Origin of the sequence: Nocardia africana NBRC 100379, from assembly GCF_001612635.1 — a bacterium.
Taxonomy (GTDB): Bacteria; Actinomycetota; Actinomycetes; order Mycobacteriales; family Mycobacteriaceae; genus Nocardia; species Nocardia africana.
In genome coordinates, this window is the sequence record NZ_BDAV01000020.1 from 23,700 (window position 1) to 44,519 (window position 20,820).

General features: G+C 70.7%; 16 protein-coding genes. 10 read left to right on the plus strand and 6 right to left on the minus strand.

From position 1 onward, the window contains the following. Nucleotides 1-134: 134 nt before the first annotated feature. From NA3_RS30270 to NA3_RS30290, 5 genes are all read left to right on the plus strand, one after another. Entirely contained in the window at nucleotides 135-272 is a 138-nt protein-coding gene (locus tag NA3_RS30270; RefSeq protein WP_157126607.1) for a hypothetical protein, read from the plus strand. A 92-nt stretch (nucleotides 273-364) separates the two neighbouring features. After that, entirely contained in the window at nucleotides 365-1,201 is an 837-nt protein-coding gene (locus NA3_RS30275) for an SCO6745 family protein (RefSeq protein WP_227995170.1), read from the plus strand. 237 nt (nucleotides 1,202-1,438) lie between these two features. Beyond that, a complete protein-coding gene (locus NA3_RS30280) occupies nucleotides 1,439-2,776 on the plus strand; it encodes a phosphoribosyltransferase family protein (protein WP_062967475.1) in 1,338 nt (445 codons plus the stop codon). 379 nt (nucleotides 2,777-3,155) lie between these two features. Beyond that, entirely contained in the window at nucleotides 3,156-4,619 is a 1,464-nt protein-coding gene (locus NA3_RS30285; RefSeq protein WP_062967477.1) for a bifunctional aminoglycoside phosphotransferase/ATP-binding protein, read from the plus strand. Continuing rightward, nucleotides 4,616-5,110 (plus strand): GNAT family N-acetyltransferase, encoded by a 495-nt coding sequence (locus tag NA3_RS30290; protein ID WP_062967479.1) that lies wholly within the window; start codon nucleotides 4,616-4,618, stop codon nucleotides 5,108-5,110. Before NA3_RS30285 ends, NA3_RS30290 begins: the two co-directional genes overlap by 4 nt. Before the next feature lie 14 nt (nucleotides 5,111-5,124). Here the strand turns inward: NA3_RS30290 and NA3_RS30295 are convergent, their stop codons facing one another. From NA3_RS30295 to NA3_RS30305, 3 genes are all read right to left on the minus strand, one after another. Then, complete coding sequence (locus NA3_RS30295; protein ID WP_062967649.1) at nucleotides 5,125-6,075, minus strand: 1-phosphofructokinase family hexose kinase; 951 nt, start codon at nucleotides 6,073-6,075, stop codon at nucleotides 5,125-5,127. A 114-nt stretch (nucleotides 6,076-6,189) separates the two neighbouring features. Then, nucleotides 6,190-7,527, minus strand: coding sequence for a wax ester/triacylglycerol synthase family O-acyltransferase (locus tag NA3_RS30300; protein WP_062967481.1), 1,338 nt, complete (start codon nucleotides 7,525-7,527; stop codon nucleotides 6,190-6,192). Nucleotides 7,528-7,689: 162 nt separating this feature from the next. Next, nucleotides 7,690-8,616 carry a universal stress protein gene (locus tag NA3_RS30305; RefSeq protein WP_062967483.1) on the minus strand — a complete coding sequence of 309 codons (927 nt, stop codon included), beginning with the start codon at nucleotides 8,614-8,616 and terminating at the stop codon, nucleotides 7,690-7,692. 220 nt (nucleotides 8,617-8,836) lie between these two features. On the opposite strand from NA3_RS30305, the gene NA3_RS30310 reads away from it, so the two are divergent. Further along, nucleotides 8,837-9,472, plus strand: a complete 636-nt coding sequence (locus NA3_RS30310; protein ID WP_063917822.1) for a CBS domain-containing protein — start codon at nucleotides 8,837-8,839, stop codon at nucleotides 9,470-9,472. 372 nt (nucleotides 9,473-9,844) lie between these two features. On the opposite strand, the gene NA3_RS30315 is transcribed toward NA3_RS30310, so the two are convergent. Both NA3_RS30315 and NA3_RS30320 read right to left on the minus strand, forming a co-directional pair. After that, nucleotides 9,845-11,890: an NAD(+) synthase gene (locus NA3_RS30315; protein ID WP_062967485.1), complete on the minus strand. Its 2,046-nt coding sequence runs from the start codon at nucleotides 11,888-11,890 to the stop codon at nucleotides 9,845-9,847. Between the two features lie 44 nt (nucleotides 11,891-11,934). Beyond that, entirely contained in the window at nucleotides 11,935-12,186 is a 252-nt protein-coding gene (locus tag NA3_RS30320) for an SHOCT domain-containing protein (RefSeq protein ID WP_062967487.1), read from the minus strand. A gap of 465 nt (nucleotides 12,187-12,651) precedes the next feature. Here NA3_RS30320 and NA3_RS30330 point away from each other — a divergent pair, with 465 nt between their 5' ends. The 4 genes from NA3_RS30330 (at nucleotide 12,652) to NA3_RS30345 (ending at nucleotide 19,380) form a co-directional block, all read left to right on the plus strand. After that, nucleotides 12,652-13,860 carry a site-2 protease family protein gene (locus NA3_RS30330; protein ID WP_062967492.1) on the plus strand — a complete coding sequence of 403 codons (1,209 nt, stop codon included), beginning with the start codon at nucleotides 12,652-12,654 and terminating at the stop codon, nucleotides 13,858-13,860. Further along, nucleotides 13,857-15,875 (plus strand): erythromycin esterase family protein, encoded by a 2,019-nt coding sequence (locus tag NA3_RS30335; protein ID WP_084491998.1) that lies wholly within the window; start codon nucleotides 13,857-13,859, stop codon nucleotides 15,873-15,875. The genes NA3_RS30330 and NA3_RS30335 overlap by 4 nt, the downstream gene beginning before the upstream one ends. 111 nt (nucleotides 15,876-15,986) lie before the next feature. Further along, nucleotides 15,987-18,308, plus strand: coding sequence for a phosphoenolpyruvate synthase (ppsA, locus tag NA3_RS30340; protein ID WP_062967494.1), 2,322 nt, complete (start codon nucleotides 15,987-15,989; stop codon nucleotides 18,306-18,308). Between the two features lie 82 nt (nucleotides 18,309-18,390). Next, nucleotides 18,391-19,380: an Acg family FMN-binding oxidoreductase gene (locus NA3_RS30345; protein ID WP_062967496.1), complete on the plus strand. Its 990-nt coding sequence runs from the start codon at nucleotides 18,391-18,393 to the stop codon at nucleotides 19,378-19,380. 20 nt (nucleotides 19,381-19,400) lie between these two features. Here NA3_RS30345 and NA3_RS30350 read toward each other — a convergent pair whose 3' ends face one another. Beyond that, nucleotides 19,401-20,651, minus strand: a complete 1,251-nt coding sequence (locus NA3_RS30350; protein WP_062967653.1) for an APC family permease — start codon at nucleotides 20,649-20,651, stop codon at nucleotides 19,401-19,403. Nucleotides 20,652-20,820: the final 169 nt, after the last annotated feature.

Genomic DNA, 20,820 nt, shown 5'->3' on the forward strand with positions numbered 1-20,820 from the left:
CCGTTCGTGCGATTCGCCACGAAACCACTTCTCGTGCAGCATCTTTCGATGCGAAGCGGGCACGCTGACGGCCACGACACACCAACGATGTGAGCTGGGCTACATCGCGTGCCGAGCTGTGGCCGGTGAGGCGGATGAGTCACAGTTTGAATCCTGAGGACCACGGCTATGACTGCGCCCGCCGGCAATGGTTGCGGACGGGCCCGGGTTCGCTGACGGTGCTCGTCGTGTACGTCCTCGGCGTGGTCGGGCTCGCCCTCATCCCGGCCTGACCGCGATCCGGAGGGCGCGACGGCAGGTTTCCCGGACTACCTAGGATCGAGGTGATCCACGTGCCGAGGATGCGAACAGACAAGGGGTGCCGGTGAGTTCAGCACGCGAGATGTGGGCGTTGTTCGAGCCGATCCACGCGGTGACCTATTTCGCCCCGGAATGCCGGGCCGAATTCGAGCGGGCGGGCCTGCGCGGCTTCTGGCGCGGCTATTTCGGTGGTCGATCGGCGCCCTTCGGGCCGGTCGGCCCCGGCGTGGTGACGGCGGCCTTCTTCGGCTTCTCCCCCGCCATGGTGGCCCGGGCGCTGCCGGGCGTGTGGGAACTGGCGACGCCACAGCAGGTACTCGCGGCCCGCTCCGCCGGTGCCCGCGCCGCCCTGATCCGGCTCGGCGGAACCGACGAAGAGTACGCCGAGGCGGCCGAGCTGGCCCGGCGGGCCGCGAGCGCTGTCGAGCTCGAAGGCAAACCCCTCGCCGCCGCCAATGCCGATCTGCCCTGGCCCGACGACCCGCTGTCGGTGCTGTGGCATGCCTGCACGGTGCTGCGCGAGCACCGAGGTGACGGCCACGTCGCGGCGCTGACCACCGCCGGACTGACCGGATGTCAGAGCCTGGCCTGGCGCGCCGCCACCGATTCCGGGCGCGACGTCCTGCAACCGGCGCGCGGCTGGGACGACGCGCACTGGGATCGCGCGATCGCGGGCCTGACCGAGCGCGGCTGGCTCGACTCCGGCGGACGTCCCACCGCGACCGGTCGTGCCGAATTCGACGAGATCGAAAGGCGCACCGACGATTTGGCCGCGCGGCCGTGGCGCAAGATCGGGTCCGCGCCGACCGAACGCCTCGCCGAACTGGTGCGCCCGCTGGCCCGCGCCGCGCACACCGCGATGCCCGACCGCACCCCCATCGGCACGCTGCCCCGCCCCTGAGCGGCACCGCTCGGGGATCGACCGGCCGGAAGGAAACCGCAACCGACTGGTGGCATTCCTGCACGCCGCGGCAACGCGGACCACTCGGTAGCGAGGAGGATTCGCGTTCATTCGGAAAAATTGACCAACGTCCCACGCATCGGAGCCTTCGGCACGATTCGGCGCGGCGAGCGAGCGCGCATAGTGGCCGTATGAGGACGCCCGCGGGTTTCGCCAGGACCGGGCAGGAGGTATTCGATGGTGTTTCGTGATCGCGTCGACGCGGGCAGCCAGCTCGCGGCACGTCTGATCGCCCTGCGTGATACCGATGTCGTCGTACTGGGTCTGCCGCGCGGCGGGGTACCGGTCGCCTTCGAGGTGGCACGGGCATTGCGCGCACCGCTGGACGTCCTGGTGATCCGCAAGCTGGGCGTCCCCTATCAGCCCGAACTCGCCTTCGGCGCGGTCGGCGAGGACGACACCCACGTACTCAACGCCCTGGTCGTGCGCCGCAGTGGGCTGTCCGAGGACGACATCGAGGCGGTGGAGAGGCACGAACGCGCGGAGCTGGCACGTCGCGTCGAGATGTACCGGCAGGGGCGCGACGGACCATCGCTGCGTGGCCGGACCGTGGTGCTGGTCGACGACGGCATCGCGACGGGGGCCACCGCTCGCGCCGCCTGCCGCCTGGCCCGTGCCCGGGGAGCCACCCGTATCATCCTCGCCACTCCCGTCGCCGCACGCGAGGCACTGGCGTCGCTGCGGCCGGAAGCCGACGACATCGTCTGCCTGAAAACGCCGCTGCTGTTCGACGCGGTCGGCCAGTGGTACCGGCATTTCGGTCAGACGAGCGACGCCGACGTGGTCGATCTGCTCGCCCGGGCGGCCGTCGCCGCCCGCGAACGCCCCGACGTGGCCGAATCCGGCGATCCGCCGCTGGTCGACGACGAGATCACCATCACCGTCGGGGAGGCCGAACTGAGTGGCCACCTGACGGTTCCGGAAGCCGCGACGGGCGTGGTCGTGTTCGCCCACGGCAGCGGCAGCAGCCGGCACAGTCCGCGCAACCGATTCGTCGCCACCTCCCTGCAGCGGGCCGGACTCGGGACACTGCTGTTCGATCTGCTCACTCCCGCCGAAGAGCTCGAGCGCGCCAATGTCTTCGCTATCGGGCTGCTGGCGAATCGGCTGGCAGGTGTCACACGGTGGCTGGCCGGGATGCACTACTCCGACGACCTCCCGATCGGGTACTTCGGCGCCAGCACCGGGGCCGCGGCCGCGCTGCGGGCGGCCGCCGATCCGGGACTCGGCATCGCCGCCGTCGTCTCCCGCGGCGGCCGGCCCGACCTCGCCGACCTCTTCCTGACCGCCGTGCGAGCGCCGACGCTGTTGATCGTGGGCGGAAACGATCCGGCGGTGATCGAACTGAACCGGTTCGCCCAGCAGGCGATGGCGTGCGAGACACGCCTCGAGATCGTGCCCGGCGCCACCCACCTGTTCGCCGAGCCCGGCACCCTGGAAGCCGTGGCCGAACTGGCCCGCGACTGGTTCCGCATCCACTTCCGCGAAGCTACGACCGAACGGGAGCGAGCATGACCGGGCGCCCGATCGCACCACCGCGGTAGGGCCCGCCGTCCACGCCATGACCGCGGCCACCGCGATCCAGGGCGCCGTCCCACCACTGCGGCAGCGCGGCTCACAGCACGGACGATGGGAACGCGCCCAGGACCGCCACTCCGCACCGGCGGTCAGCATCGCGGCAGCCGTGCCCCGGTGCCTGGTCGAAGCCCGCGGTCCGATCCTGGATCGAGGCCCGTCCGCCCCGGCAGATTCGAAAGCCCTTGATATTCGCCGCTTTCCGGCATTTCCTGCGTCGTCGGCACCGAGCGCGTCGACGCATCACGGGCCGCATGGTCCACATTCCGGTGACTTTGGTCCATCACGAATTCCCGGGTCATCGGCGACGCTGGTACCGATGGAGACCAACGACCCCTTCGCCGCGCTCGCCGAAACCCATTCGGCAGTGATCGTGCTGTACGGAGACCGGGCTTACAAGGTCAAGAAGCCGGTGCGGACCGACTTTCTCGACTTCTCCACCCGGGCCGCGCGCGAAGCCGCGTGCCGCCGCGAACTCGAGCTCAACAGGCGGTTCGCTCCCGATGTCTACCTCGGCCTCGGCCATCTGTCCGATCCGACGAAGGATGCCGACGAACCCGTGCTGCTGATGCGCCGGCTCCCCGATGCCACCCGGTTGTCGCGTCGACTCGACGACCCGGCCGTCGCCCGCGACATCCTCTCGGTGCTGGTACGCGACGTAGCGGCCTGGCACGACCGGGCACCGACCGGGACGGCGATCGATCGCGCGGCGACGGTGACGGCGGTCCGGGAGCGCTGGATGTCGTTGCTGTCGGGAATCACCCCTCCCGCAGTCGAACCGGCCGCAGTGGCGGAGCTGACCCATCTGGCGACGCGCTACCTCGACGGACGAAAGGCGTTGTTCGACAAGCGCATCGCCACCGGGCGCATCGTCGACGGTCACGGAGATCTGCGCGCCGACGACATCTTCGTCACCGACGACGGCGTGCGGGTCATCGACTGCCTCGACTTCGACGACGAACTCCGCCACGTCGACCGGCTCGACGACATCTGCTTTCTGGCCATGGATCTGGACCGTCTCGGATACCCGGACCTCGGCCGGGCGGTCCTGGAGGAGTACCGCGAGACGACCGGCGACCCGGCGCCGGACTCGCTGTCTCACCACTACATCGCCTACCGGGCGGCGGTGCGCGCGAAGGTCGACTGTGTGCGATACCGGCAGGGGGAACAGCGCGCAGCGGCGAGTGCGGTGCGGCACGTCGAGGTCGCCCTGCGGCACCTCACCGCCGGCGCGGTGCGCCTGGTGCTGGTCGGCGGCCTGCCCGGTACGGGCAAGTCGACGATCGCCCGCCGCCTGGCCGCGGCGACCGGCGCGATCCTGTTGTCCAGCGACCACATTCGCGCCGTCGCGCGCGCCGAGGGCGTGCTGGACGGCGCGACCGGCGAGTACGACCACGGCGCCTACACACCCGCTGCCCGCGATCACGTCTACGCGGTGATGTGCGCGGAGGCGCAGACTCTGCTCGCCTCCGGCCGATCGATCGTTCTGGACGCCAGCTGGATCGACGAGGCGCAACGACGCCGAGCATCCCGGCTCGCGACCGACACCTCCGCCGATCTCATCGAACTCTGTTGCAGCGCACCGGCTTCCGTGGCCGCCGCCCGCATCGCGGCGCGCAGCGGTTCCGAATCCGACGCCACCCCCGCCGTCGCGGCGGCCATGGCCGCCGATCGCGACCCGTGGCCCCGTGCGGTGGTCCTGGACACCACCGCGCCGGAGGACGAGACCGTCGACGCCGCGCTGCGCGGTTATCGGCACATGAGCGAACGGGAGCACTCGTGACCGTGGAGCCGACCGTCGACCTCACCGACGTCATCTACCGCCGCCTCACCCCCGGCGACTGCGATGCGGTCCGGGATCTGCACGCGACGCTCGATCAGCGCGACGGTTACTACCGGTTCTTCGGTGCGCGGCCGAAAGATCTCGAACATCTGGCCGCCGCCATCTCGATGAACGACCCGAAGCACTGCGCCTTCGGCGCCTTCCTCGGTGATCGGCTCATCGGTGTCGCGAACTATGTCGTGCTGCCCGACACCGACTGCGCCGAAGTGGCCATGGTGGTGGCCCACGAGGATCAGCAGGCGGGCATCGGCACCGCGCTGCTCACCCGGCTGGGCGAGGATGCACTCCGCCACGGTATCGGCCGGTTCGCTGCCGACGTCATGGCGACCAACTCGAAGATGATGCAGCTGCTCATGGAGATCGACCTGCCGATGTCCGCCCACCGCGAGGACGACATCGTCCATGTCGTCCTGCAACTCCGCAAGCCGTAGGAGGCCGGCTCCGATCAGCCGAGTTCGGCCACCGGCGCCGCGGCCCGCGTCTGCTCCTCGTACAGTTGCTCGATCCGCGAGCGCAACCCGGGAGCGGTGCCCGAGGTGGTCAGGGCAGCGGTCGCCGCGGCGATACCCAATCGGATCGCGTCGTCGAGGTCGTAGCCGCGCGTCAAGCCGACGGTGATACCTCCGACCATCGCGTCGCCCGCCCCGATCCCGCTGCGCACCGGCACCGGAATCGGCGCGAACCATTGCGCTCGCTCGGCCGTGACCGCCAATACCCCCTCGGCGCCGAGCGAGACGACGACGACCTCGGCGACCGAGGCGTGCACGAGTTCACGGGCAGCGGCGGTCTGTCCGTCGCGATCGGGCAGGGCACGCCCGACCAGCTGGGCGAGCTCCCGCACGCTCGGCTTGATCAAGAAGACTCCGCGCCGGATCGCCCGCAACGCGGCACCGGAGGTGTCGAGAATCATCGGAACACCCTGTGCCGCAGCCACATCGGCGAGAATCTGATAGTAATCCGACTCGACGCCGGGCGGCAGGCTGCCGCTGGCCACCACGTAATCCGCCCCGGCCGCGCAGTGCTCCACCGCCGCCAGGCAGCGGTGCTGTTCGGCCGGTGTCAGCCGCGGGCCCGGGAAGACGAATCGGTACTGCTCCCCGGCGTCCTCGGCGAACACGGCCAGATTCTCGCGGCTCGGTTCGGCGGTCGCCACGGCGTGGGAGGGGACACCCGCCGCGCGCACCAGTTGCTCGAGGAAGACACCGGTGTGCCCACCGGCGGGATAGATCGCGGTGACGGGCTCGCCGAGCGCCGCCACCGTGCGAGCTACGTTGATGCCGCCGCCACCCGGATCGAAACGCGGTGCGCCGCAGCGCATCTTGTCGGTCGGCAGGACCCGTTCGGTGCGGGCGGAACTATCGATCGCGGGGTTCAGCGTGAGCGTGACGATCGGCATACGGTCCATCTCACGGGATCGGTGGTCCCGCGAGTAGGGCATTCCGGTCGGCCCCGGTGGTGACCGAAGTCCCGTGTCCGGCGCGAGCGCTGCCCCTCCGGGTGCGCGGCCGGTTCAGGCGGTGGCGCGAGCGCGGGCCAGCAGCGTCTCGATCTCGTCGGTGACCGCCGCGGGGATCAGCTCGATATCGGGGGTGGTGTCGTAGTCGCCGGTGATCCCGAAGGTGAATTGACCGGCGTAGCTCAACATCGCGACCGTGGTGCGCAGCCGCATGGCCACCGGGATCCCGGGCCAGACCTGCTCGACCTCGCCGCCCGCGATGCTCAGCCGGTGGCGAGGTCCGGGGACGTTGGTCGCGAGCGCGCTGATGCCGCGTTGCGGGAAGCGGGTGGCCAGCCGGAACGCCCACGCCGCCACACCGGCGGGAAGCCGGCCGGCCAGCGTCAGCAGTGACGCCTCCGCCTCGGCCTCGCCCCGCGCGCGATGGCGGGCGATGCGCTCGTGCACCGTCTGCAGGCGATGGACCGGATCGGCGACATCGACCGGCAGGGCGGCGATGACGACCGAGACCCGGTTGCCCATCGCGTATTTCGCGTCGGCCGCGCGCATCGACACCGGTATCACGATTCGCACCGAATCCGCCTGCGGTTCTTCGCCGCGCGCGCACAGCAGGCGTCGATACGCTCCGGCGAGCGCGGCCACCGCGACGTCGTTGACCGTCGCGTCGAACGCGGCGCCGACCTCGTGCAGCTGCGACAGCGAGGTCCGCGCCACCGCATACCGGCGCCGGCGGCCCAGCGGGCCGTTGAGCGAGGACGTCGCGGTGGGGACCACGGTGTCGCGCAGCACCGGCACCAGCGTGCGTGCCGTGCGGACCGCGAAACGGGATGCGGTGTACGGCAATCGGATCACCGTCCGCGCCGTGGCCCGCAGGTTCACCGTGGTGTCCGGCGGCGGCACCGGCAGCTCGGACGGCGGCTCCGGCTCCTCGTCGCAGAGACTTTCGAACACCGTGATGCCGGCGATCCCGTCGACCATGCTGTGGTGCGCCTTGACGATCACCGCCCACCGGTCCCCGGCGAGATTGTCGACCACGACGACCTGCCAGAGCGGATGTTCGCGATCGAGGCGGCGGGCGAGCTCCTCCCCCACCAGTTCGCGTAACGCGTGCTCGTCGCGGGGGCCGGGCAGCGCCGTCCACCGGACGTGGCGCGACAACCGGAAGTCCGGGTCGTCCTCCCAGCTGGGCGCCGTGATATCCAGCGGTGTGCGCCGCATCCGCTGGCGCAAGCGCTCGTTCCGGCCCAGCGACCGGGTCACGGTCTCCTCGAATCGCTCCCGGCTCGGCACCGGCCCGGCGACGATCGCGATCGCGGCGATGGCGATGTTGACGTGGCGGTCGCTGTCTTCCAGCTCCATGAACCCCGTGTCCAGCGGTCCGAATTCGCTCATGGTGGTGGCCCGTTCCCGAAATATGCCGGCGTTCTGCCGAGCAGGTTCAGTCTCGCGCGCGTCGTCGCGGCACCGGCAGATGCGAAGGTAGCCGCCGCGAGTGACGAAAGGCGGCATCCGGCGGGCAATGCTGCTCTGGCGAAGAACCGGCCGCGGGCGCCGTCACGGGTGCGGATGGACGACCATGACCGGGCACCAGGCGTGCTGCACCAGGGCATGGGACGTGGAGCCGACCAGCGCGCCGAGCACAGCGCCTCGGCCGCGGCTCCCGACCACCAGCAGTTGCGCGGATTTCGACGACTCCAGCAGCACCGCGCCGGGATCGGCCAGCGACACCCGCCGCGTCACGGTGACCTCCGGATACTTCTCCTGCCAGCCCGCCAGCCGTTCGGCCAGCACGGCGCGTTCGCGCACCTCGACCTCGCGAGCCGAATACAGAATGTGCGGATCGTCGGCGAACTGCCCGTAGTAGACGTCATGGCATACGTGCACGGCGACGAGTTCGGCCTCGCGCTCGGCGGCTTCCTCGAAGGCCGCGCCGATGGCCGCCTCGCTGACCGGCCCGCCGTCGACGCCGACCACGACGGGACCTTCGGTGTGTACGCGGTCCTTGTCGTGCGGATCGGCCCGCACCACCAGCACCGGCCCGCTCGCGTGCGCGGCCACCGCCGACATCGTGGACCCGAAGTGGCCGGGCAGCCGGTGCGTGCCGTGGGCCGCGAGCACCACCGCGTAGGCCGACGCACTGGCGTTCACCAGCGCCCTGGCGGGGTCACGGTCGACGACCTCGGTCGAGATCCGCAGCCCCGGCAGCATCGCCCGGACCCGCTGCGCCGACCGTTCGACCAACGCCGCACCGCGTTCACGAGCTGCGGAAAGCACGGCGGCCGCAGGAGAATCGAGCGAACCGATACCGAGCCGCAGCCGGCTCAAGTCCAGCGCGTGCACGATGCGCAGCTCCCGTCCGCGCTGCGCGGCCATACCCGCGGCCCAGTCCACCGCGAGATCGGCGTGCCGGGAACCGTCGACACCGGCCACGACCGCGGCCGCGGCGGAATGGCGGATGTCGGAGGCGTGATCGGGGGTCATGGCGCCCTTCCTTCCGTGCGACGGCCCGCGAGATGCTCGGCCGTTGTTCTCACGGTAGAGACGACCGCCGATGCCGCGATGCGGCCGAAAGTCCTCATCTCCGCCGCGGGGCCCGCATCCGGCGCCGCGCCCGATGCGGGACCTTCGTCCAGGGATGTGAGCCGACGGTCCCTGGTGTGCGTTCCGGGCCCGAACCACGATCGATGCAGGAGGTTCTGCCATGTACGCTCGCGACATTCTCAGCCGTCCCGTGGTCACCGTCCAAACGGAAACCGCTCTGCCCCAGGCAATTTCGCTACTCACCGAGCGCGGCTTCGCAGCCCTGCCGGTCGTCGACGAGGACGGGCACGTCATCGGCATGCTGTCGGAATCGGACGCGCTCTCGGCGACGAGTCCGGACGCGACCGTCGGGGCGGCGATGACCACCCCCGCGGAGGTGATCGAGCCCGGGACCGACCTCGCGACCGTTGCCGCGCGCATGCTCACCAGGAGGTTGCGTTCGATGCCGGTGGTCGAAGCGGGCGTTCTGGTCGGCATCGTGGCACGCCGGGACCTGCTGCGCACCCTGATGCGCGACGACGCCGCGGTGGAAGCGAAGGTGCGTGCCCTGCTCGACGACTACGCCGGCAGCCGCCGCCAGTGGACGATCCGGGTCGACGGCGGGCACGCCGTGATCACCGGCGGATTCGCCGATGCGGCCGAGGAGCGGACGGTGACGGCATTGGCGCTCACCGTCGACGAGATCACCCACGCCGAAACGGTTCCGGGCCCGGGCCCCACCGCGGGTGCCGTCGGCGCTCCGACGGCACCACTGTCGGAGTGGCTGCATCGCAAGGCCGACGAGACCATCGGGTGACCCACGGAGCCGCCGACGTCCCGCCGTGCGCTATGGTACGAAAACCGGCCTCCGGCAACGCGATTCGCGGCTCACCTCCTTCGGGAGCCGCGAATCGGTCGTTATCCGATACTGCCGATCACCCCCGAATGATCATCCCCGACGAATCACCCACACCGTTGTGGCCGACTTCTGCCGATGCGGCGACCTCGTCGTCGCCGGTTCTCTCGACACTTCTATCGTGGTCTGCCGCCCGCTATCGGCGCAGTATCGGAGGCCATCGGCGGAAAGGCCCAATCGAATCGAGGTCCGGGACGTCCGGCCCGGGACCGACCTCCACATCCGACGACGAAGGTCCCTCCGAGCAGGGGACCTTCGACCGTCCGCGGCTGTTCAGCCGGGGACGTTGCGCGCCAGTTCGTCCAGCCAGGCCGCGGCGGGAGCGTCGCTGGGCGCGCGCCAGTCCCCGCGCGGCGACAGCGATCCGCCGGACCCGACCTTGGGCGCGTTCGGCAGGGTCGATCGTTTGAACTGGCTGGTCTGCACGAAGCGGCGCAGGAATTCGGCCAGCCAGTGCTTGATCGTGGCGAGATCGTATTCGTGGCGCTGATCCTCGGGGATCAGGTCGGGCCAGCCGCCGCGGGTGCGGTCACCCCAGGCGTGCTCGGCGAGGTAGGCGATGCGGCTGGGCCGGAATCCGAACCGCAGCAGGTGATAGAGGTGGAAGTCCTGCAATTCGTACGGGCCCACGGTGGCCTCCGAACTCTGCAGCGCCGCGCCGGGCACCAGCTCCGGTGAGATCTCGGTTTCGAGGACCGAGTGCAGCACCGCGCTCGCCTCCGGGCCGAGCTCACCGCGGTCGGCGGTCCAGGCGATCAGATATTTGATCAGCGTCTTGGGCACCGAGGCGTTCACGCTGTAGTGCGCCATATGGTCGCCGACGCCGAAAGTGCACCAGCCCAAGGCCAATTCGCTCAAATCGCCGGTCCCGACGACCATGCCGTGATGCATGTTCGCGAGGCGGAACAGATGCGAGGTGCGCTCCCCGGCCTGCACGTTCTCGTAGGTGATGTCGTAGACGGGCGCACCGTCGGCCGCCGGATGCCCCAGATCGCGCAGCATCTGCGTCGCCGAGGGCCGGATATCGATCTCACCGGCGGTCGCCCCGACCGCGCGCATCAGCCGGCGCGCGTTCTCGAGCGTCCGCGTGCTCGTGGCGAAGCCGGGCATGGTGTAGGCGAGCACATTCGACCGCGGCAGACCCAGCCGATCCATGGTCTGCGCCGCGACGATGAGCGCGAGAGTGGAATCGAGGCCGCCGGACACGCCGATCACCAGGTGCTGGGATCCGGTCGCGGCCAGCCGCGTGGCGAGCCCGGCGACCTGGATGTGATGGACCTCGGCACAGCGCCGGTTACGGCTGCCGGGATCGGCCGGGACGTAGGGAAAGCGCGGGATCTCGCGCCGCAGCGGTGGTGCGCCGGCCGGAATCGGCGCCTCGAATTCCAGGCGCCGGAACCGGGCGACGCGCTCGCGGTGATCGTGGGTGTTGTCGGTGAAGCTGTTGAGCCGCAACCGGTCCGCGGCCAGCCGCTGCAGATCGATATCGGCGGTGACCAGTTGCGGGTCGGCGGCGAAGCGTTCGCTTTCGGCCAGCAGGTTGCCGTTCTCACAGATCAGCGCCTGACCGTCCCACGCCATATCCGTGGTGGACTCGCCCTGTCCGGCCGCGGTGTACAGATAGGCCGCGATATTGCGCGCCGAGGTCGACACACACAGTTCCCTGCGATAGTCCGCCTTGCCGACGACGATATTGCTCGCCGACAGATTCGTCAGCACGGTGGCGCCCGCCAGCGCGGCGAAGACGTTGGGCGGCAACGGAACCCACGCGTCCTGGCAGATCTCCACCGCCAGCACGAAACCGGGCAGATTCACCGCCTCGAACAGCAACTCGGCGCCGAAGGGCACCCGCTGCCCGGCGACGACGGTGTGGTCGTCGACGGCGTCGCGGGCCGCGGAGAATTGCCGCTTCTCGTAGAACTCCTGGAAATTCGGCAGGTAGCTCTTCGGCACGACCCCCAGAACGCGGCCGCGGTCGATGATCAACGCGCAGTTGAACAGTCGCTCCCGCACCCGCAGCGGAGCCCCGACGACCAGCACGCTGTCGATGTCCGCGCTCTCGGCGACCACGCGGTCCACGGCCGCCCGCACCGCGTCGTCGAGCGCCTCCTGGTGGAACAGGTCCTCGGCGGTGTAGCCGGAGAGGCCGAGTTCCGGAAACAGCGTGAGCACCACGGAATCGGCGGCGGCCTGCCGCGCGAGCACCAGGGTCTGCTCGGCGTTGTATTCGGGATCGGCCACCCGCACCGACGGCACGGCGACACCGACGCGCACGAACCCGTGCCGGTACAACGATCGGAACGGTAACTCGCGCGCCACGGCAGCTCCCTGGATTCGACGGTCGCCTGCCGGCGCCGGACCGGCTAGCGATCGAGCGTCCGCATTCGACGGGTGTACTCCTCGTCGTCTATCTCACCACGGGCGAAACGTTCGGCGAGGATCTGCTGCGGGGACGGCCCGGGGCGGCCGCGGTCGGAGGAGACGGCGTCGGGCCGGGCGAGGTAGCGCAGCACGGCGACGATCGCCACCACCACCAGCATCCAGAAGATCACCATGCCCGCGAACATCAAGCCGTAACCCCAGCCGCCGGCGCCGTTTCCGTACCACATCATCATCGCGGTACTTCCTCACTTTCTCGCCGGTCACATCGGCATCTGCATCGGGCATATTCCCATCTGGTGCAGCCACATCATCACGGCGTGCAGTGCTTGCATCATCGGCGATTGCATATCCATCCCGAACCTCTCCTCCGCGCGGGTCTTCTCCGCGTCCGCGATCCAGCGTGATCGGCGCGACCGGCCGGTGACAGGGGCGAAAGACCTCACAGAGCGGCCGTCGGTCCCCACACCGGAGCTTCCGGCAGCGGTCCGGATGTGCTCGGCGTCCACGAGGGACATTGGTCCCGGGACGCCGGGAATCTCGCCCCTCCCCCACGGGCCGGCACCGGCACAGACTGGCGGTAGGCGGGCCGATCGCCGGGTCGACGCATCGGCGCGCCTCGGCGTGTGCCCCGGGCGGGCGCACGACGACCCGAAATGTTGCGTGGGCCGGTGTGATGACACCGGGAGCGAGGTGGCCGAATGTTGCACGAGACAATCCCTTTGGGCCGGGTGGCGGGTATCCGCATCGGCGCGCACTGGTCGGTGCTGGTCACCGTGGCGCTGTTCGTCTGGCTGCTCGGCGTGCAGCTGCGCGACAGCGGCAGTCCGGCCTTCACCTGGTCCGTCGCCGCACTCGCCGCGCTGACGCTGTTCGCCTCCCTGACCGCGCACGAGCTGGCCCATTCGATCGTCGCGCGACGCCACGGGGTGCGGGTCGAGCGCATCGTGCTGTGGCTGCTGGGCGGGGCGTCCGAACTCGGCGATGAACCGCCGGACGCGCGCAGCGATTTCCGGATCGCGATCGCCGGTCCGGCGACGAGTCTGGTGCTGGGCGGACTGTTCGCCGTCGTCGCGGGGGCCGTGGACAGCGGACGGCCCGGCAGCGCCGTCACCGCGGCGCTCGCCTGGCTCGCCGCCACGAATATCGTTCTGGGACTGTTCAATCTGCTTCCCGGCGCGCCGCTCGACGGTGGCCGGGTGGTGCGGGCTCTCGTCTGGTGGCGGACCGGCGACCGGCTGCGCGCCACCACCGTGGCCGCGCGCGGCGGCCGGTTGCTCGGCACCGTGCTCGTCGTGCTGGGCGCCGTCGACATCATCGTGTTCCGCCAGTTCGGCGGGCTGTGGCTGATGCTGCTGGGGTGGTTCCTGCAGACCGCCGCCAACAGCGAACTCGCCGTAGCGGGACTGCGGCATCGGCTGGGAGACACCACGGTGCGCGAGGTGATGACCGCGAATCCGATGGCGGTGCCGGGCGACTGGACGATCACGCAACTGCTGGCCTCCAACGCCCCGCACACCGGGCACAGCATATTTCCGGTCGTCGACGCGGCCGGCCATCCGATCGGTGTCGTCGCGTGGTCGGATCTCACCGCGACCGCCGTGCCGGCTCGCGATACGACGATGCTGCGTTCGGTCGCGCGCCCCTTACGGACAGCCGCGATCGCCGGCCGCGACGATCGGCTCGCCGACGTCGCCACCCGGGTCGTGCTCCGCCCCAAACTCGATGCGATCGCGGTGGTCGACCCGGCCGGACGGCTGACCGGGGTCGTCACCGCGACCGATCTCGCGACCGCCTGCGACCGCTCCGCGCTCGGCCTGCCCCTCGGCAACGCCGCCGGGACACCGGGATCCGCGCCCGCCTCCCATCCGCCGGTCACCACTCCTCACTCCCGGAGGACACAGCCATGACGGCAGCACCTGTCCTGCGTGATTCCTCGCAGCCGATCTTCCGCGACCGCCGCGAGGCCGGTCGTGTGCTGGCCGGACTCCTCGAGCACTATCGCGACCACCCCGGCGTCGTCGTCCTCGGCCTCGCCCGCGGCGGGATGCCGGTGGCCTGGGAGGTCGCCGCCGCCCTGCACGCGCGCCTGGACACACTCGTGGTCCGCAAACTCGGCGCGCCGGGACGTCCGGAGTTCGCCATCGGTGCCGTCGCACCCGACGGCCGGATCGTGGTCAACGACGACGCGGTCCGCGGACTGCACGTGACCGCCGAACAGATCCGATCCGTCGCGCGAGAAGAGGCGGCGGAGCTGGCACGGCGGGAACACACCTACCGCGGTGACCGGCCGCCGGCGCCGATCGCGGGCCGGACGGTGATCCTCGTCGACGACGGCCTGGCGACGGGGGCCACGATGTTCGCCGCGGTGGAAGCGATTCGCGCGGGTGAGCCCGGCCGCATCGTGGTCGCGGTCCCGGCCGCCCCCGAATCGACCTGCCGCGAGTTCGACGCGCTGGTGGACGAAATGGTCTGTGCCACCATGCCGTCGCCGTTCCTCGCGGTCGGTGAGTCGTTCTGGGATTTCACCCAGGTCGGTGACGAGGAGGTGCGGCAGCTGCTGACGACCCCGACAGCCGACGCGCCGCCCACCGCCACCGGCACCGATCCCGCCGCGGTGATCGATGCGGCCGCGATCGAAGCTCCGGAAGGCGTGCCGCCGCACGACGTGCTGGACGAGTTCATCGGTGATGCCCGGTTCGTCCTGATCGGTGAGAGCTCGCACGGCACCCACGAGTTCTATACCGCCCGCGCGGCCATCACGCGCTGGCTCATCTCGGAGAAGGGGTTCACCGCGGTCGCCGCCGAGGCGGACTGGCCCGACACCTACCTCGTCGACCGCTTCGTCCGCGGCATCGACGACTCCTCGCCCACCCTCGCGCTGCGCGGGTTCGAACGCTTCCCCACCTGGATGTGGCGCAATACCGTGGTCCGCGATTTCGTGGGCTGGTTGCGGCTGCACAACGACTACCAGCGCCGGGTCGGCGCGCCGCAGGCCGGGTTCTACGGGCTCGACCTCTACAGCATGCACCGTTCGATGCGGCATGTGATCGACTATCTGCGGCAGGTCGATCCCGCCGCCGCGCAGCGCGCCGAGCGTCGCTACGCCTGTTTCGATCGCACCAGCGACCACGACGGGCAGGCCTACGGGTTCGGCGCCGCATTCGGTGCGGGACACTCGTGTCAGGCCGAGGTGGTGCGCCAACTGGTCGACCTGCAGCGCAACGCCCCGGCGCATAGACAGGCCGGCGACGGCGAGGCCTCGTTCGACGCGTTGCGCAACGCGTGGACGGTCCGCAATGCCGAGGCCTACTACCGGGCGATGTTCGGCGATCGGGTCTCGTCGTGGAATCTGCGCGACGAACACATGGCCGACACCCTCGACGCGCTGGCCGCCCATCTGGGGCGCGACGGCACTCCCGCGCGAGTGGTGGTCTGGGCGCACAATTCCCATATCGGGGACGCCCGCGCGACGGAGATGGGAGCCGAGGGCCAGCTGTCACTGGGACAGCTCGTCCGCGAACGGCACGGAACGGACTGCCGCACAATCGGTTTCACCACGAGCCACGGCACGGTGACCGCGGCGGGCGAGTGGGAGGGCGAGGCCGAGTGCAAGGTCGTGCGCCCCGCACTGCGCAGCAGCGTCGAGGAGTTGTTGCACGACACCGGACGCGCCGGCTTCCTGATCCGCACCGATACCGCCGGCGCCGCCACCGAACTGCTGCGCGAACCCCGGCTCGAACGCGCCATCGGCGTGATCTATCAGCCGACCACCGAGCGGCACAGCCACTACTTCCACGCGCGGCCGGCCGACCGCTACGACGCGATCATCCACATCGACCGGACCACCGCCCTGCGGCCGCTGGAACCGCCGCACCGATGGACCGCCGCGAGCACACCGGACACCTTCCCCAGCGGGCTGTGATCCGCGATGGTGGGCGTTGCGCTCACCGGATCGAGGACCTTCGGCCATGTTCCCGGCCGGCGCGACGCGCGAGTCTGGGCATCGAGACACTTTCAGCAGATCGGAGCCGTGATGGGCGATTATGTGGCAAATCTGAACGATATTCGGCTCAGCGATGCCGGCCAGGTGGGCGGGAAGGGGGCCAATCTCGGTGAGATGGTCGCCGCCGAGCTCCCGGTGCCGCCGGGATTCGTGATCCTGCGATCGACCTACGAGACCGCCGTCGCCGACGGACCGCACGGGCCCGAGATCGACTCCCTGCACGCCGAGGCGCTGCGCAGCGCCGCCGCCACCGACGACGCGGGCCGCGGCGAGCTCGACCGATTGTGTGCGCGCATGCGCGAGCTGGTGCACGAGACCCGGATCGACGGGGCGATCGAGGAGGCGATCGTCGGCGCGTACCACCGCCTCGGCGACCGGGTCCGCGTCGCGGTCCGGTCCTCGGCGGTCGGCGAGGACAGCGCCGATGCCTCCTTCGCCGGAATGAACCTCTCGCGCACCAATGTTCGCGGCGACGCCGAACTTCTCGAGGCGGTCCGGCAATGCTGGGCCTCCCTGTTCACCCCGCGCGTGCTCACCTACCGCGCCCGCCGCGGCATGGACCGGCGGCCGGAGATGGCGGTGGTCGTGCAGGAGATGGTCACCGTCCGGTGCGCGGGCGTGGCGTTCACCGCCGACCCGACCACCGGCAGGCGGGACCGGATCGTCATCGACGCCGCACGCGGACAGGGTGAGGTGGTCGTCTCCGGCGCGGTCGAACCCGACACCTACGTGTTCGCCGCGGAGGGGCCGACTCTGACGGAATCACGCAGAGGCACACAACGTTTCGCGATCTTCGCCGGCGAGGACGGTGACCGCCGCGTCGACATCCCGGACGACGAATCGCATCGGCCGGTGCTGACCACCGACGAGGCCACCGCGGTCGCGCGCCTCGCGCTCGAGGTGCAGCAGCACTACGGCAGTCCGCAGGACGTCGAGTGGGCCTTCGACGACCGGCGGCTGTGGCTGGTGCAGTCGCGGCCGATCACCACACTGCCCGACGACACGCCCTCGGCCGCACCGGAACCGGCGCCTGCCGCCGTGTTGCTACAGGGCCTCCCGGCCGCTCCCGGCCGAGCCCGCGGCGCGGTGCGCATCCTGCACTCACCCGCCGAGGGATCGGCATTGCGCGACGGCGAGGTCCTGGTCGCGCCGATGACGAATCCGGACTGGCTGCCGACGATTTCGCGGGCGGCGGCCTTGGTCACCGACAGCGGCGGGATGACCTGTCACGCGGCGATCGTTGCCCGCGAGCTGGGCATCCCCTGCATCGTCGGCGCGCGGACCGCCACCACCTCCCTGCACGACGGGCAGCGCATCGTCGTGGACGCCAGGGCCGGCCGGATTCGCGCGGACAGTCCCGCCGAACAGGCCGGGGCGGGCGCGGCGGTCTCCGCGCCGGCCACCGCGCCGGCGGCGGTGTCGGTGACCGAGACCACCGGGACGAAAATCTATGTCAATCTCGCCCTGCCCGACATCGCCGAGCGCGTCGCGGATTCCGATGTCGACGGCGTCGGCCTGCTGCGCGCGGAAACCCTGTTGACGCGCGCGCTGGGCGGCCGCCATCCCCGCGCGGTGATCGCCGCCGGCGACGAGAACGGATTCGTCGCCGCCCTGGCCGAATCCCTGCGCCGCATCGCCGTGGCCTTCGCCCCGCGGCCGGTCGTCTACCGCGCAACCGATTTGCGCAGCAACGAATTCCGCACACTCACCGGCGGTGAGGGGTTCGAGCCGAACGAACGCAACCCGATGATCGGGTATCGCGGCTGCTACCGCTACATCCACGAACCGGACGTGTTCCGGCTCGAACTGGCGGCACTGGCCCGCGTGCGCGAATACACCCCGAATCTGCATCTGATGATTCCGTTCGTGCGCACCCGCTGGGAGCTGGCCGCCTGCCTGGAACTGGTGGACGCGTCGCCGCTGGGCCACGACCGGGGTATGCACCGGTGGATCATGGCGGAGGTGCCGTCGGTGGTGCACTGGCTGCCCGAGTACGTGCGGCTCGGGATCGACGGGGTGTCGATCGGGAGCAACGATCTCACCCAGCTGATCCTCGGTGTGGATCGCGATTCCGAGGAGTGCGCCGAACTGTTCGACGAATCGGATCCGGCTGTCCTGCATGCCATCCGGCGCATCGTGACCTCCGCGCGCGAGCTGGGCATCACGTCGTCGCTGTGCGGGCAGGCCCCGTCCACCCGGCCCGAGTTCGCCGAACATCTCGTCGCGGCGGGGATCACCTCGATTTCGGTCGCCCCGGACGCGGTCCGCAACGCCCGCCGCACGGTGGCCGCCGCCGAGCGCCGGCTACTGCTCGAGCGGTGCGTGCTCGGCGGCGAGGGCGGGCAGCCGTGATGCCCGCGCCGCGGACCATGGTCGCGGCACCTCGGGACCAACGGCCCCTCCGCCGCGCGCGGCCCGAACCTACCGTCGACGTATGAACACAGTGCCCTCACGCGACGTCGTCGAGACAGCGGTCCGGATGGCCGGCCGTGCGCCGTCGCTGCACAACAGCCAGCCGTGGCGGTGGACGTTCGACGGTGCGCAGCTGCGGCTGTTCAGCGTGCACGAGCGCATGCTGCCGACCACCGACAGCACCGGCCGACAGCTGGTGATCAGCTGCGGCATCGTGCTCGACCACCTGCGTGCGGCGATGGCCGCCCACGGGTGGCGCACGATGGTGGCTACCTTCCCGAATCCCAACGACCGCACCCACCTCGCCGATGTGCGCTTCGAGCCCTCGCCGTACATCACCGACGGTGACCGCGAACGCGCCGACGCCATGGCACGCCGGTACACCGACCGGCTCCCGTTCGACGAACCGGAGGGCTGGGAGCCGTTCGAGACCGTCCTGCGCACGCTGTTCGATCCCGAGGACACCATCGTCGACGTCCTGCCCGACGACAGTCGGCCCGAACTGGCCCGGGCGTCGGAGCTGACCGCCTCGGTGCGCCGCTACGATGCCGACTATCACGCCGAATTACATTGGTGGACAGGGCATGTGGTGGCCGACACCGGAGTCCCCCGCGAAGCGTTGGTGAGCGAGGAGGAACGCGGACGCGTCGACGTCGGGCGGAGGTTGCCCACCGTCACCGGCGAACCGCGCCGCACCGAGGTGCGCGCCGACCGCTCGAAGATCCTCGTGCTGTCGACCTACGGCGACAGCCCCGCCGAATGGCTGGCCTGCGGCCGCGTGCTGTCCACCGTTCTGCTCGAATGCACCCTGGCCGGCTACGCCACCTGTCCGCTCACCCATCTCACGGAGGTTCCACGCAGCCGCAATGTCGTCACGCGGCTGATCGACCGGAATGCGTTCCCCCAGGTGCTGATTCGCGTCGGGCGGGCTCCGGAGAACCAACCGCACCCGGAACCCACGCCGCGCCTGCCGCTGCACGAGATCCTGCGCGTCGCCGACGGCGCCGGCTGACCGATGGCCCCGGTGCGGCGCTACCGGGCGCGAAAACGTCGGGCGGAGTAGATCGCCGCACCGATCACCAGCACGACCACTCCCGAGACCACCGATGTGAGCGGGAGCGTGCAGGCCAGCACCGCGCAGCCGGCGGCGCCGACCACCGGAACCACCCGCGGCGGTCTGCCTTCCGCCGGGGTCAGCGTCCAGGCCGAGGCGTTCGCGACGGCGTAGTACCCGAGCACGGCGAAGGACGAGAACCCGATCGCGCCGCGGATATCGGCGGTCGCGGCGATCACCGCCACGACCGCACCGATCACCAGTTCGGCTCGATGCGGGACGGCGAAACGCGGATGCACCGCGGCCAGCCGTTGCGGCAGATGCCCATCCCGGGCCATGGCGAAGGTGGTGCGCGAAACCCCGAGGATCAATGCCAGCAGTGAGCCGAGCGCGGCCACGGCCGCCCCGGCGCGCACCACGGGCACCAGCTCGGGCCGGCCCGCCACGCGCACCGTATCGGCCAGCGGCGCTGTGGCCGAAGCCAATTCGTGCGGGCCGAGCACCAGCAGCGCCGCGACGGCGACGACCGCGTACACGACCAGGGTGACACCGAGCGCCAGCGGGATCGCCCGCGGAATGATGCGCGCGGGGTCGCGGACCTCGGCACCGAGGGTGGCGATGCGGGCGTAGCCGGCGAACGCGAAGAACAACAGTCCGGCGGCCTGCAGAATCCCCCGAACCGACGTGTCGGAGCCGATCGCCAGCCGGCCGGCGTCGGCGGCGGAGCCGGCGCAGGCCGCGACGACGACCGCGGCCAGCACGGCCAGCACCAGCGCGACGACGATCCGGGTCAGCAGCGCCGACTTCTGCACGCCCCGGTAGTTCACCGCGGTGAGCGCGACCACCGCCGCGACGGCCACCGCGTGCGCGTGATCGGGCCAGGCGTAGGCACCGGCCGTGAGGGCCATCGCCGCACACGAGGCGGTCTTGCCGACGACGAAGCCCCACCCGGCGAGATACCCCCAGAACTCCCCCAGGCGTTCCCGGCCGTAGACGTAGGTTCCGCCGGAGGCGGGATAGCGCGCGGCCAGCCGGGCCGAGGAGGTGGCGTTGCAGTAGGCGACGACGGCCGCGACCGCCAGGCCGATCAGCAATCCCGATCCGGCCGCCGCGGCGGCCGGGCCGAGCGCGGCGAAGATGCCAGCCCCGATCATCGAACCGAGCCCGATCACCACCGCGTCGCCGAGACCGAGCCGGCGGCTCAGATCGGCCGGCGCCTCGAGATTCATGCCCCGAAGATAACGGGTCGCGCCCGCGGACGAAGAGTCCTTGGTCCCGGGCAGCGGCCATCGAACGGAGGCTTCGGTCATCGAAAGGGAATCGGCGCGGGAGAACGGTCGGCACCGCGGCGCCGGGTGACTAGTCTCGGGGGCACAGGCACGGCCGGCGCACACCGAG

What these genes read in the sequence shown, in the direction of transcription:
- NA3_RS30270 (WP_157126607.1), top strand. Translation starts at nt 135, where the DNA reads ATGAGTCACAGTTTGAATCCTGAGGACCACGGCTATGACTGCGCCCGC.
- NA3_RS30280 (WP_062967475.1), top strand. Translation starts at nt 1,439, where the DNA reads ATGGTGTTTCGTGATCGCGTCGACGCGGGCAGCCAGCTCGCGGCACGT.
- NA3_RS30285 (WP_062967477.1), top strand. Translation starts at nt 3,156, where the DNA reads ATGGAGACCAACGACCCCTTCGCCGCGCTCGCCGAAACCCATTCGGCA.
- NA3_RS30295 (WP_062967649.1), bottom strand. Translation starts at nt 6,075, where the DNA reads ATGCCGATCGTCACGCTCACGCTGAACCCCGCGATCGATAGTTCCGCC.
- NA3_RS30300 (WP_062967481.1), bottom strand. Translation starts at nt 7,527, where the DNA reads ATGAGCGAATTCGGACCGCTGGACACGGGGTTCATGGAGCTGGAAGAC.
- NA3_RS30305 (WP_062967483.1), bottom strand. Translation starts at nt 8,616, where the DNA reads ATGACCCCCGATCACGCCTCCGACATCCGCCATTCCGCCGCGGCCGCG.
- NA3_RS30310 (WP_063917822.1), top strand. Translation starts at nt 8,837, where the DNA reads ATGTACGCTCGCGACATTCTCAGCCGTCCCGTGGTCACCGTCCAAACG.
- NA3_RS30320 (WP_062967487.1), bottom strand. Translation starts at nt 12,186, where the DNA reads ATGATGATGTGGTACGGAAACGGCGCCGGCGGCTGGGGTTACGGCTTG.
- NA3_RS30330 (WP_062967492.1), top strand. Translation starts at nt 12,652, where the DNA reads ATGTTGCACGAGACAATCCCTTTGGGCCGGGTGGCGGGTATCCGCATC.
- NA3_RS30335 (WP_084491998.1), top strand. Translation starts at nt 13,857, where the DNA reads ATGACGGCAGCACCTGTCCTGCGTGATTCCTCGCAGCCGATCTTCCGC.
- ppsA (WP_062967494.1), top strand. Translation starts at nt 15,987, where the DNA reads ATGGGCGATTATGTGGCAAATCTGAACGATATTCGGCTCAGCGATGCC.
- NA3_RS30345 (WP_062967496.1), top strand. Translation starts at nt 18,391, where the DNA reads ATGAACACAGTGCCCTCACGCGACGTCGTCGAGACAGCGGTCCGGATG.
- NA3_RS30350 (WP_062967653.1), bottom strand. Translation starts at nt 20,651, where the DNA reads ATGAATCTCGAGGCGCCGGCCGATCTGAGCCGCCGGCTCGGTCTCGGC.